This is a genomic window from Tahibacter amnicola, from assembly GCF_025398735.1.
GTDB classification, from domain to species: domain Bacteria; phylum Pseudomonadota; class Gammaproteobacteria; order Xanthomonadales; family Rhodanobacteraceae; genus Tahibacter; species Tahibacter amnicola.
Genome location: NZ_CP104694.1, coordinates 456,736 through 469,934, shown reverse-complemented (window position 1 = coordinate 469,934; position 13,199 = coordinate 456,736). Strand labels below are relative to the sequence as shown.

Below are 13,199 nucleotides of genomic sequence, written 5' to 3'. Positions count from 1 at the left end.
TGTGCCGGGGCGCACAGCCACGCCGCCGGCTTTCCGGCGATTACAGCAGCGGCGTGTCGTCGGCCAGCGCATCCTTCTGGCCGCCGATCACCCGCAGCGCGTACTGATAGCCCAGTTCGATCGCCCGTTCGTACGACTGCCAGTCCAGCAGCCCCACGCCAGTCACGGGCGGTGTGAGCAGAAGACTGGCCTTCTGCCGGCGATCCGCGTTCGCTGCCTTGGAATTGACCATTCCCGCACGCAGCAGAATGCTCACCAGGCCCGGCCGTGCCGGACGGCGCTGCTCCCAGAACAGCTGCCAGGCGGACGGCGACGCCACCTCCTCGACCTCCGCCCGCAGGACGTCATCGGCACCGATATCCACGCCGATCACATCGCCCACCGCCATGTCGCGCATCACGTCCGTCGGGAGGTTGTTGATCACCGCGCCGTCCACCAGTACCTGGCCCTGGTGAAACACCGGCGGCAAGACGCCCGGAATCGCGGAACTCGCGCGCAGCCAGTACCACAGCAGGCCCGTGCGGTGCGTTACCGCATCGCCACTGGTGAGATTGGCGGAGACGGCGAAATAGGGCAGCGCGAGGTCTTCGATATGCCGCTCGCCGAACGCTTCGCGCAGCAGGCGCGAGACCCGCCGTCCGGTCGTCATCGCCAGGAAGGGCCAGGTGTAGTCCTTGAGCGGGCGCCCGTCGACGAAGGCGCGCCGGTAGCGTTGCAGCATTTCCTCGTCGCTCCAGCCCGCGGCCACGCCGGCGGCGATGATCGCTCCGATGCTGGTGCCGCCGACCGAATCGATGCGCAGCCCCGCCTCGCGCACCGCCTTGATCACGCCGATATGGGCAAATCCCCGCGCGCCCCCGCCGGAAAGCACCAGGCCCAGGCTGCGTCCGGCGATCAGGCGGGCAATGCGCTCGACATCCGCCGGCCCGCACCAGTGGTGCAGTCGCGCCCCCTTCACCTGGGCCAGCCACGCCGCGCCGCGGCCCAGCTGGATCTCGCCGCGCGCATGCCACAGCACGAGGTGCCGCGGCCGGTGCAGCGCCTCTTCGGCGCCGGTACAGGACGGGTCGGTCCACGCTGCCGGCTGGTCGACGGCGTTGGCCACGAAGATCAGCGCATCCGCCTGGCGCACGCACAGCTCGTGCCAGGCATCCAGGGTCGGGCCCGCCTGGTAGAGCACGAAGCGCGCCTGGGCTTCCTGCGCCGAATACCAGGCGCTGGTGTGGCCGGCGCCCGTGACGGCATCGAGCAGGGAGCAGCTTCCATAGTCGCGCAAAGCAGCCTGCAGGGCCCGGCTGAAACCGGTGATGTCGACGCCGGGATCGTGCGGGATCACCGCGAAGGTGCGCGCCACCGACAGGGGCTCGCCGGTGCGTCGCACCAGCAGGCGTTCCACCGCGATGCGCGCGGCCTGCAGCATGGCCCGCGGCTGGCGCTGCACGAGCGCATCGAAACCCGCGCGTGACAGGCGCAGCAGTTCCGAGTCACGCAGGGCACGCACCGTGGCCGAGCGCGGCTGGTCGACGATCAGACCGAGTTCGCCCACGCTTTCGCCGGCGGCGATCAGCCCGATCAGCCGCGCGACACCACCGCTGCGCGGTACGCGGAATGCCCCAAGGCTGCCCGAACGCAGGACGTACAGCGCATCCGAGATATCCCCTTCCTCGAACAGCGTGGCGCCGCCGGGCAGGACGGACCACTCCAGCACCTGTTCGAGCTGGTCGAGCTCGGCCTCGTCCAGGTGCTGGAACAAGGGCGCCTCGCGCAGGATCTGGCGCACGTCGGATACGGGCAGGCGCAGCGCGTCGGTCATGCGTCTATGCTACGCCGGGGCCGCTGCCGGCACGGCTTGAATTTGTCCCCGGCCCGACGCACCTTGCTCATTCTCCCCAGCCCCTTCTGTGAGACCCACGCCATGGACGCGACCAATCCGCTACTCGTCGACGCTGAACTTCCGGCTTTCTCGCAGATCCGGCCCGAACATGTCGAACCGGCAATCCACGCGATCCTGGCCGACTATCGGCAGGCGATCGAACGGCTGACGGCCGAGTCCCAGCCGCGCACCTTCGCCAACACCGTGCTCCCGCAGGAATCGCTCGAGGAACGCCTGGGCCGCGCGTGGTCGCCGGTGTCTCACCTGCATTCGGTGAAAGATTCGGATGAGCTGCGCAAAGCCTACTCGACCGCGCTCGAAGCAATTACCGAACATGCTACGGAACTGGGCCAGAACCGTGAACTCTACGCGGCGGTGGAAGCGATCACCCACGGCGGCGGCTATGCCGGGCTGGAACGGCCGGCGCGCACCCTGATCGAGCACGCCCTGCGCGATTTCCGGCTGTCGGGCGTCGCCCTGGAAGAACCGGCACGTTCGCGCTTCAAGGCGATCGCCAACGAGCTGTCGCGCCTGGGCACCGAATTCGAGGAAGCAGTGCTCGACGCCACCGAAGCCTGGACCGAGCACCTCACCGACGAGGCCCAGCTGGCGGGAATTCCCGAATCCGGCCGCGCGGTACTGCGCGAGTACGCCCGCGAGAAGGGCCTCGACGGCTGGCTGATCACCCTGCGCCAGCCCAGCGTGCAGGCGGTCCTTTCCTACGCCGATGACCGCCGCCTGCGCGAGCGTGTCTATGCGGCCTACTCCACCCGCGCCTCCGACCAGGGCCCGAACGCCGGAAAATTCGATAATTCCCAACGTATAAATGACATCCTGGCGCTGCGCCACGAGGCGGCGCAATTGCTCGGCTTCGCCAATGCCGCGGAGGAATCGCTCGCCACCAAGATGGCGCCCTCGACGGAAAAGGTGCTGGCCTTCCTCCACGACCTGGTGAAGAAGGCCAAGCCCGTCGCCGAGAAGGAGCTGGCCCAGCTGCGCGAGTTCGCCGCCAATGCGCTGGGCATCGCGGACCTGCAGGCCTGGGATGTGGGCTACGCCTCGGAGAAGCTGCGCGAGGTGCGCTACCAGCTCAATGAAGAGGAGCTCAAGCCCTACTTTCCGCTCGACGCCGTCCTCAACGGCCTGTTCGCGATCACCGAGCGCGTCTTCGGCGTGCGCCTGCAGCTGCGCGACGATGTCGACGTATGGAATCCCGATGTGCGGTACTACGATGTGTACGACGCACAGGGCGAACGCATTGCCGGAGCCTATGTCGATCTCTTCGCCCGCAGCGGCAAGCGCGGGGGCGCCTGGATGGACGTGTGCCGTTCCCGTTTCCGCAACGGCGGCGATCTGCACCGGCCGATCGCCTACCTCACCTGCAACTTCGCTCCGCCCACGGCCGCCGCACCGTCATTGCTCACCCACGACGACGTGCTCACCCTGTTCCACGAGTTCGGTCATGGCCTGCACCACCTGTTGACCGAGGTCGATTACCCCAGCGTTTCGGGCATCAGCGGCGTGGAGTGGGATGCCGTCGAACTGCCCAGCCAGTTCCTTGAGAACTTCGGCTGGCAGCGCGAATCGCTGGACCTGTTCGCGCGCCATTTCCAGACCGGCGAGGTGCTGCCACAGACCCTGTTCGAGCGCATGCAGGCCGCGCGCTATTTCCAGGCCGGCATGTTCCTGGTGCGCCAGCTGGAGTTCGCCTTGTTCGACTTCCGCCTGCACCGGGAGTTTGACCCGGCGCGCGGCGCCCGCACCGTGGAGTTGCTGCAGGAGGTCCGCGCCGAAGTCGCGGTCGTGCAGCCCCCCGCCTGGCAGCGCTTTGCGCACGGTTTCACGCACATCTTTTCGGGCGGCTACAGCGCCGGCTATTACAGCTACCTGTGGGCCGAAGTGCTGTCGGCGGATGCATTCGGGCGTTTCGAAGAAGAAGGGGTGTTCAACCGGCAGACGGGCGATGCGTTCCGGCGCGAGGTGCTGGCCGTGGGCGGATCGCGGCCCGCGCTGGAGAGCTTCATTGCCTTCCGCGGCCGCGAACCGGATTCGACGGCCCTGCTGCGCAGCTACGGCCTGGCCTGAGCGCTTGCCTGGCGGCCGGCCGGTTCGCTCGCCCCGGCGTAGCGCCGGCCGGCGGCCGGCCGGCGCGTTACGGTAAACTGGGCCGATGAAGATCGCCTCGTGGAACGTCAACTCGCTCAACATCCGCCTGCCGCACCTCAAGGAATGGCTGGGGCAGGCGCAGCCCGACATCGTCGCGCTGCAGGAAACCAAACTGGAAGATGCTAAATTTCCCGATACGGATATTGCCGCACTCGGATACCGCTGCGTCTTCTCCGGCCAGAAAACCTACAACGGCGTGGCCATCCTGGCGCGCCAGATGCCCACGGACATCGTCACCGACGTACCCGGATTCAGCGACCCGCAGCGGCGCATCCTGGTCGCCACGGTCGGCGACCTGCGGATCGCCAATCTCTATGTGGTGAACGGCCAGGCGGTCGGCAGTGAAAAGTACACCTACAAGCTGTCCTGGCTGCAGCACCTGACCGACTACCTCGCGCAGGAAATCCAGCGGCACCCGAACCTGATCGTCCTGGGCGATTTCAACATCGCGCCCGACGACCGCGACGTGCACGATCCAGTCGCCTGGCATGAACAGATCCTGTGCTCCACGCCTGAACGCGACGCGCTCAAGCGCCTGCTGGACATCGGCCTCATCGACAGTTTCCGTGAATTTGAATCCGCTGGCGGGCACTTCAGCTGGTGGGATTACCGCCAGGCCGCCTTCCGCCGCAACCTCGGCCTGCGCATCGACCTGATCCTGGCCAGCCACGCCTTGCGCCCGCGCATGAGCGGCGCGAGCATCGATATCACCCCCGGCGCCTGGAACGGCCTTCCGACCACGCGCCGGTACTGCTGGAACTGAGCGCATGACCGAACGCGAGAACGCTGTTTCCCTGGAGGACCACGAGCTGGAGGAACTCGACCAGTTCCTGCGCGCCCATGCGCGCGAGGACGAACCGGATCTCCTCCTCGACGGCGTGCACGGACTGTTGACCGTGCTCGCCATTGGCCCTGATCCGGCCCTGCCGGACGAATGGCTGCCGGAAATCCTGCACGCCCCGTTCGAAGATGAGGAAGAGGGCGAACGCATCCTGGCCCTCCTGGCCAAGCTGAATGATTCGATCCTGCCCGAGATCGAGGCCGAGACCTACGAACCCATACTCGGCGAAGTCGACCTGGAAGACGGTGGCATCGCCCTGTCAGCCGCCGGCTGGTGCGAAGGCGTGAGCCGGGCGATCGACCTGCGCGCCAACGCCTGGGAATCCCGCCTGAGCGAGGACGCCCAGCTCATGGAAATGCTCGGGCCCGTCATGGCACTGGCGGTCGACGAGGGCATCCTGCAGGCGGACACGGAATTTGAGCGCCTCACCGAGCAGGAATACGACGAGTGTCTGGCGCAGATACCGGCGGTCGTGGCACACGTGGCGCAGTACTGGCGCGTGCATCCCGCCACCGAGCGCGAGAAGGCGGGCAGTGGCGCTTCTTCTTCGGAATTCCGCGACCCGCCGCGGCGCCGCGGTGGTCGCTGGGTGCACTGACTCCGGCCGCGCGCCCGTGATTGTTTCCGCCGTGGTACCAGCCTTTCCACGAAAGGCGCACTGGTACCGCGGCCGCGCGGCGCCATCTGGGTGGTTTCTCACCGGGAGATCGCCATGTCCTTGCTTGAATCACGTCACGTGTTGCACACCGTCCGCGGCCGTCCGACCTCCGACGGTGCCGGCGTCCGCCTGACGCGCGTCATTGGCCAGCCGGCCCTCGACAGCCTCGATCCCTTCCTGTTGCTCGACGAGTTCCGCTCCGACGAGGCGACGGACTACCTCGCCGGCTTTCCGAGCCATCCACACCGGGGCTTCGAAACGGTCACGTACATGCTGGCCGGCCACATGCGTCATGCGGACAACCAGGGCAACCGGGGTGATCTGGGTGCCGGCAGCGTGCAATGGATGACGGCCGGGCGCGGCATCGTCCACTCGGAGATGCCGGCGCAGGAGGACGGGCTGCTGTGGGGATTCCAGCTGTGGGTGAACCTGCCGGCAGCGCAGAAGATGACGGCGCCGCGCTACCAGGACATCGCGCCACAGGCGATTCCCGAAGTGAGTCCCGGCGAGGGCGTGAGCGTGCGCGTCATCGCCGGTGAATTCGGCGGCGCGGTCGGACCGGTCAATGCCGTCGCGACCGACCCGGTCTACCTGGACGTGCGCCTGGCTGCCGGAGCGCGCTGCGAAGTCCCGTTGCCGCAGGGCCATACGGCCTTCGCCTACGTGTACGCTGGCCAGGTCGCAGTCGGCAGTGCGGCCGCGGACATTTCACGCGGCGAACTCGCGGTACTGTCAAAAAGTGGCGGAGTGGAACTTGCTGCATCGACCGACGAGGGGGCTCGCCTGATCCTGGTTGCCGGCCGTCCACTGGAAGAACCCGTGGCCCGCTACGGTCCCTTCGTGATGAACACTGCCGAGGAAATCACCCAGGCCGTGCGCGACTTCCAGGCCGGCCGGTTCTGATCGCGGACGGGCGACCATAGGAGCCAGCGGTCGCCGTCACGCCGACGGCGACCGCTGTGGCGTGCACTAGCTCTTCTTTCCCGCCGCCGGAGCAGCGGCATCGTTCTTCAACTGCCGGTCGAGCCAGCGCACGATGGTGTTGTAGACGTGCTTCTTCATCGCCGGTGTCGACATGCCGTGCTTGCCGCCGGGGTAGGTCATCAGGTCGAACGCCTTGCCCCGGTTCTGCAGTTCCGCCATGAGCTGGGTCGAATTGGTAAAGAGCACATTGTCGTCGGCCATGCCGTGAATCAGCAGCAGCGGCGAGGTCATGCCGTCGAGCCACGGGAAGATGCTGCTCTTGGTGTAGCCTTCCGGGTTCTGTTGCGGCGTGCCGAGGTAACGCTCCGTGTAATGCGTGTCGTAGAGCGAGAAGTCGGTAACCGGCGCGACCGAAACACCCGCGGCCACCACATCCGACGCCTTGGCCAGCATCATCAGCGCCATGTAGCCGCCGTAGCTCCAGCCGAACACACCAATGCGCTTGCCGTCGACCCAGGGCTGCCTGGCCAGCCACTCGATGGCGACGCGCTGGTCTTCCACTTCCGCCGCACCCGTCTGGCGATAGATCGCGTCGGAGAACGCACGACCACGACGTGCCATGCCGCGGTTGTCGAGCGTGATCACGACGTAGCCGTGCTGCGCGAGATATTCATCGAAGACATCGGGAAAGCCGCGCGTTGCCAGCTGCGCCGTCGGTCCGCCGTAGAAGTGCGAGACGACCGGGTAGCGCCTGGACGGGTCGAATCCGCTGGGCTTGAGCAGGCGATACCAGAGCGTCTGGCCATCCTTGGCGGTGAGCGTGCCGAACTCCGGCGTGATATGTGCTGCCCGATACGGCCCGTACGGATGCTTGTCGTCGACCTTGTTCTCGGCGATCCACGCCAGGTGCTTTCCGTCCGGGGCGCGCACGCTCACCTGGCTCGGCGTCTTCGGATCGCTCCAGCTGTCAACGAACAGTTTCACGCCCTTGCCGGAATCGTCCGCGGCAAAGGTGGCTTCGTGCCAGCCGTCTTCGCGCGTGATGCGCTGTGGTGCGGCCGCATCGCTGCCGTCGAGCTTGACCGCGTACACCTGCTTGTCGAGGGGATGGTCCTTGTTGCCGGCGAAATACACACGTCCCTGCGCCTCGTCCACTGCCAGCACGCGATCGACATGCCAGTCGCCGCGCGTCAACGGCACTTTTTCCTTTCCGTCCATTCCGTAAAGGTATAGATGTTTCTGCCCGCTGCGCTCGGAAGCCCAGATGAATCCGGCGTCGTCCTTGAGGAATTTCAGGTCGTCGTGGAGGTTGATCCAGGTCTTGCTGGTCTCGGTCAGCAGCACCTGCTGCTTGAGTGTCTGCACGTCGACCCGCACCAGATCCAGGGTCTTCTGGTCGCGGCTCTGGCGCTGGAAGGTCACGGACTTTCCATCCGGCGTCCAGTTCACGCGGGTCAGGTAGATATCTTCTTCGGGACCCAGGTCGATCCACGTGGGCGCCGTGTTGGCGGGGGCGTCCGGGCGGATGAGCCCGAGCTTCACGCGCACGTTGGCCTTGCCCGTGGTCGGATAGCGCTGCTCGGTGATATTGGTGCGGTCGGCGTTGATCTCGAAGCGCTGGACGATCGGCACGTCGATTTCATCGTAGCGTTCGAAGGCGATCCAGTCGCCCGTCGGCGACCACCAGTAGCCGGTGAAGCGCTCCATTTCCTCCTGCGCGACGAATTCCGCCTCGCCGTTGTGGACCGAATCCTTGCCATCGGTGGTGAGCGCGCGATTTTCGCCGCTCTTGACGTCGACGACCCACAGATTCTGCTTGCTCACGTAGGACACGTAGCGCCCGGACGGCGCCACCTGCGGATCCATCACCTCAGCATCCTTGGGGGTGAGCGAGCGCACGGCCTGGTCGGCCTTGGCGCCAAGATCGTACAGGTAGAGTTGCCCGCCGAGCGGAAACAGCAGCTGGCGACCGTCCGGCGACCAGCGATAGCTGACGATGCCCTTGAGACTGGCGATGCGCATGCGCTCGCGGGTGGCCTTTTCGGCGTCGGAGAGTTCCTCTTCCTGCGGCTGCACCGCGCGCGAATCCACCAGCAGCCGCGTGGTGTTGTCGGCGAGGTTGTACTCCCACAGGTCCATGGTGTTCTGGTCACTTTCCTTGCCGCGCAGGAAGCTCACGCGACTGCCGTCCGGCGAAATCTTCAGCCCGCGCGGCGTGGTGCCGAGCAGCGCGGGGTCATCCAGCAATCGTTCAATAGTGAGTTTTTCGGACATCGCGGGCAGGGAAAGGGCCATCAGGCCGGTAAACAGCATCGTGCGCATAAGGGACTCCGCAGCCAAGCCCCGATTAGAGCGGTTTCCGGGGCTGGCGTCATGTACACAAGAATGCATCCCGGCGCATAGCCGTGCCAAACCGGGCGTGTGCATTAGGGTAACGGGCTGTCCGGTATCGCGGTGCGGCGGGTCGTCGGAGCCGTCGGTGTCGAGCCAGGAGGGGACGTCGGCAACCAGGGACTGCCGAGTGGCTATCGTCTGTCTTGTCAGCCTATGCGAGGACCGCCAAGTCGATAGTCAGAAGCCGAAGCGCACGGATCTGGCCCGTGGTGCGGCGGCGTGCGTGAGAGCAGCCCCTCCTGGATGTGGCCGCGATGGAGAGCGCGCGATGGCCGCCTCCCGACTTACCAGCTTCGCTTCCTTGAGACGATCGAAACGTCTCTCGGTGTCCTGGTCACGCAGGTACGTCACGGGAACAAGGGAGCTCTTGCCCGGCAACAGATTGCGCAAGTCTGCCGATCCTCCGACTGCGCGACTCAGGCGATCGAAGCGGCGGCGAATGCGCACTACTGTTTGATCCGCTTCGGGAACGCGCTTCATCGTATGCAATGCTTGTGGCAATCGAAGCTATCGCACGCAGCACGCCATTCCGTATAGACAACCAGCTGCGCGAACCCGGGCGTTGTGACACCGCTGATCGCGTGAAAGCCATGCCGTGTTTTCTCAAGGCACATGGTTGGCTGCGGCCTCGAAAGAGCGCGCTTTGGCCAACGAACTCCGGGCTCTGATGGCAGACCTTCTGCGACGTGCTCAACCTTTCGAGCGCGAGCTGGCGGAGCTATTCGAGGAACGAGCGCGAAAGTGTCGCGCGATATGGTGAGAACATTCCGAGGACGGTCCAGGGATCCGCCAGGAAACAAAACTACTTCCCGATGCAAAAACTGGAAAAGATCGCCCCGAGCAGATCGTCACTGGAGAATTCACCGGTGAGTTCGCCCAGGGCGCGCTGGGCGTGGCGCAGTTCTTCGGCGGCCAGTTCGCCGGCGCGGCGGTGAACCAGTGCCAGTTCTGCCGCGGCCAGTCGGGCAGCGACCTGTTCGAGGGCCACGACGTGGCGCGTGCGCGCGGTGAAGGCGCCGTTGATGCTGTCGCCGCCGGCGGCGAGACGGCGCAGCGCGGTGCGCAGGAGATCAAGGCCGATGTGGGTCTTGGCGGACAGGTCGATCCGCAGGCCAGCCGGCGTTTCCGCGACCGCGGGCAGTTCGCCGGAGAGGTCGATCTTGTTGCAGATCAGAAGGCGCGTCTGGCCTGACTGGGGCGGACCGAGCAGGGCGAGGTCGGCCGCGATGTGATCCTGGTCGGTGACCAGCAGGGCGACGTCGGCCCGTTCCAGTTCGCGACGGGCGCGGCGGATGCCCTCCAGCTCGACCACGTCGCCCGATTCGCGCAGGCCGGCGGTGTCGACCAGGGTCAGGATGACGCCATCGAGTTCGATGCTCTCGCGCAGCACATCGCGCGTAGTGCCCGGGATTGGCGTGACGATGGCGCGATCCTGCGCCGCCAGCGCATTGAGGAGACTCGACTTGCCGGCGTTTGGCCGGCCCGTGATCACCACGTGGAGTCCGTCGGTGAGACGCACGCCGCGACGGGTTTGCGTCAGCAGCTGGGAGGTTGTCAGGCGCACGGCATCCAGGCGGTCGCGCAGTTCCTGGGTATCGAGGAAATCGATCTCTTCCTCGGGAAAATCAATCGCTGCCTCGATGTATACGCGCAACTCGATCAGTAGCGCGAGCAGCGCGTTGACCCGGTCGGAAAAGGCGCCCTCCAGGGAGCGCATCGCCGCGCGGGCCGCCGCCTCGGACTGGCTCGCGATGAGGTCGGCGATGGCTTCGGCCTGCGCCAGGTCCAGCTTGCCGTTGAGGAACGCGCGCTCGGAAAACTCACCGGCACGGGCCGGACGTGCACCCATCTCGCAGACGCGTCGCAGCAGCATGTTGAGGACGACCGGCGCGCCGTGGGTCTGGAGTTCGACCACGTCTTCGCCGGTGAACGAGTAGGGGCCGGCGAAGTAGAGAAGGATGGCGCGATCGATCAGGGCGCCTTCGCTGTCGCGCAGCGCGGTGTAGTGGGCGTGGCGCGGGCGCGGGTTGCGATCCAGGAAGGCGGCGCCAATGGCGCGGGCGCCCGGACCGCTGATGCGCAGCACACCGATACCACCGGCGCCGGGCGCAGTGGCGATCGCGGCGATGGTATCGGTGGCGGGGGTCACGGCATCAGGCCTTGTCGCTGGCCTCGACGCGGCGCGTGACGAACCACTGCTGGGCGAGCGAGGCGATGCCGTTGACCGTCCAGTACAGCACCAGTCCGGCCGGGAAGAACGCGAACAGGATCGAGAACACCACCGGCATCGCCTTCATCATGCGAGCCTGCACCGGATCCATGCCCGTGGTCGGCGTCAGATGCTGGGTGGCGATCATGGCCGCGGCGTTGAGGATGGGCAGCACGAAGTACGGATCGGGCGCCGTGAGGTTCTGGATCCACAGGATGAACGGCGCGTGGCGCAGCTCGACGCTTTCGAGCAGCACGCAGTAGAGCGCGAAGAAGACGGGGATCTGCACCAGCATCGGCAGGCAGCCGCCGAGCGGATTGATCTTTTCCTTCTGGTACAGCTCCATCATGGCCTGGCCCATCTTCTGGCGATCATCGCCATAGCGGTCCTTGAGGGCCTGCACGCGCGGCTGCAGCTTGCGCATCTTGGCGGCCGAGCGGTATTGGGCCTCGGACAGCTTGTAGAAGACGATCTTGATCAGAAGAACCAGCAGGATGATCGCGAAGCCCCAGTTGTTCACCAGGCCGTGCAGCTTCGACAGCACCCAGTAGAGCGGCTCGGAGATGAAGGTGAGCATGCCGAAATCGACGGCCAGATGCAGGCCGGGGGCCGTCGCCGTCATCGCGGAAGGCAGCTTGGGACCCACGAAGAGACGCGCCTGGGTCGTCTGCGTCGCGCCGGGTGCGACAGTGAGCAGCGGGCTTTTCGCGCGGACGATGTAGCGGGGCGGCGTAGCCGTGGTGATTTCGCTGGTGGAATACACGTCGGCTTCGTCGGCGGGCGGAATCCACGCGGTGACGAAGTGGTGCTGCAGCATTGCGATCCAGCCGCCCGTCACGGTGGTATCGACCAGGGGCGACTTGGCGAACTTGTCGAAGGCGAGCTTCTTGAATTTGTCCGACGGCGAATACCACGCGGCGCCGGTGAAGCTGTAGGCCTCGGGATTGGTGATGCCGAAGGTGGATTTTGCCGCCGGCGGACTGACACGCTGCAGCTGGCGGTAGGCGTTGCCCGTCCACGGTGCAGTGCCGTTGTTGGCGATTTCCTGGCGGCTATCGACGACGTAGCTGCCGCGCTTGATGACGAAGACCTTGCGAACCGTAAGGCCGGACTGCGCGTCCTGCCAGGTCAGGGGGATCTCCAGGCTGTCCTGTCCGTCGGCCAGCGCGTAGGACTTCTGCTCGGCGGTGAACGTCGCCATGTGGTCGGGCGCGGCAGCACTGCCCTGGGCGCTAACCAGGCCCGTCTGGGCAATGAAGAACGTGGCGGCGTTGTCGTCCAGCAGCCGGACGGGGTTGGCGAAGTCTTTCGGTTCGCGCGGGTACGCCAGCAGGTCTGCGCGGACGATGGTGCCACCGCGGGTGTCGATCGCCAGCTTCAGGACGTCGCTCTTGACCTCAATCAGGTCGCCCGCGGCGGCCGTGGCGGCTGGAACGCTGGCAGCCGTGCTGCCGCTGGCGGTAGCCGGTGCAGGGGTGTCGGCGGACGGAATCGTTCCCGGTGCCGGGGTGGTCCCGGTGGCGGCTGCCGGCACGCCGGTGTTTTCCGCGGCGGTCACGGCGACCGGCGGTTGGCTGAAATCCTGCTGCCATTGGTTCCAGATCATGAAGGAAACCAGTGCTAGGGCGAGCAGCAGGAAAGAACGCGGATTATTCATGGCGTAGGCAGAATCGTGCGGCGGAGAGGTATCCGCAGCGGGGTGGGGACGGCCGGGGACGCGATCAAGGCGCGCTCGGCAGATCGCGAGTCAGTCGCGCATTGTGCCGGCGGCGTGTTGCGGCTTCAATGGCGGCAATTTGTGCCAGAGCAGTGCGAGATCGTCGAGGAGTTCCCGCGATGACACCGGCACGGCCGACGATCGGGGAATAATGAGGATGTCGAGCGGCACCAGATGCTGCCGGTGTCGCCGGAAACTCTCGCGGGTGAGGCGTTTTAGCCGGTTGCGCTCGACCGCCAGTTTCGAGACGCGACGAGACACCGCCAGCCCCATGCGGGCGGCGGTGCCATCGGTAATACGATATTGCGCTTGGAAGTAGCGGCTGGTGACACGTTGGCTGCCTTGGCGCAGCCCGTTGAAATCCGCAACGGTCAGTAGCCGCGCGGCGCGCGGGAAGCGAAACGCTTCCATGGCGCC

Annotated in this window: 8 protein-coding genes and 1 pseudogene; 4 read left to right on the top strand and 5 right to left on the bottom strand. The window is 66.2% G+C overall.

Annotation, left to right across the window (positions count from 1 at the left end; translation table 11 throughout):
• Positions 1–40: 40 nt before the first annotated feature.
• A complete protein-coding gene (locus N4264_RS01940) occupies positions 41–1,813 on the bottom strand; it encodes a patatin-like phospholipase family protein (protein ID WP_261695397.1) in 1,773 nt (590 codons plus the stop codon).
• 102 nt (positions 1,814–1,915) lie between these two features.
• Between N4264_RS01940 and N4264_RS01935 the strand changes: the two genes are divergently transcribed.
• The 4 genes and pseudogenes from N4264_RS01935 to N4264_RS01920 all read left to right on the top strand — a co-directional run bounded on the left by N4264_RS01935 (position 1,916) and on the right by N4264_RS01920 (position 6,441).
• Positions 1,916–3,958: a M3 family metallopeptidase gene (locus N4264_RS01935; RefSeq protein WP_261695396.1), complete on the top strand. Its 2,043-nt coding sequence runs from the start codon at positions 1,916–1,918 to the stop codon at positions 3,956–3,958.
• Between the two features lie 85 nt (positions 3,959–4,043).
• Positions 4,044–4,810: pseudogene (gene xth, locus N4264_RS01930) on the top strand (exodeoxyribonuclease III).
• A complete protein-coding gene (locus N4264_RS01925; protein ID WP_261695395.1) occupies positions 4,807–5,478 on the top strand; it encodes a YecA/YgfB family protein in 672 nt (223 codons plus the stop codon). Before xth ends, N4264_RS01925 begins: the two are co-directional and overlap by 4 nt.
• 114 nt (positions 5,479–5,592) lie before the next feature.
• The gene (locus N4264_RS01920; protein WP_261695394.1) at positions 5,593–6,441 is read left to right on the top strand and encodes a pirin family protein; all 849 of its coding nucleotides are present in this window, start codon (positions 5,593–5,595) and stop codon (positions 6,439–6,441) included.
• Between the two features lie 66 nt (positions 6,442–6,507).
• Here N4264_RS01920 and N4264_RS01915 read toward each other — a convergent pair whose 3' ends face one another.
• The 4 genes from N4264_RS01915 to rnpA form a co-directional block, all read right to left on the bottom strand.
• Complete coding sequence (locus N4264_RS01915) at positions 6,508–8,784, bottom strand: S9 family peptidase (protein WP_261695393.1); 2,277 nt, start codon at positions 8,782–8,784, stop codon at positions 6,508–6,510.
• 874 nt (positions 8,785–9,658) lie between these two features.
• Positions 9,659–11,005: a tRNA uridine-5-carboxymethylaminomethyl(34) synthesis GTPase MnmE gene (gene mnmE / locus N4264_RS01910; RefSeq protein ID WP_261695392.1), complete on the bottom strand. Its 1,347-nt coding sequence runs from the start codon at positions 11,003–11,005 to the stop codon at positions 9,659–9,661.
• Between the two features lie 4 nt (positions 11,006–11,009).
• Complete coding sequence (gene yidC / locus N4264_RS01905) at positions 11,010–12,722, bottom strand: membrane protein insertase YidC (protein ID WP_261695391.1); 1,713 nt, start codon at positions 12,720–12,722, stop codon at positions 11,010–11,012.
• Between the two features lie 90 nt (positions 12,723–12,812).
• A complete protein-coding gene (gene rnpA / locus N4264_RS01900; RefSeq protein WP_261695390.1) occupies positions 12,813–13,193 on the bottom strand; it encodes a ribonuclease P protein component in 381 nt (126 codons plus the stop codon).
• Positions 13,194–13,199: the final 6 nt, after the last annotated feature.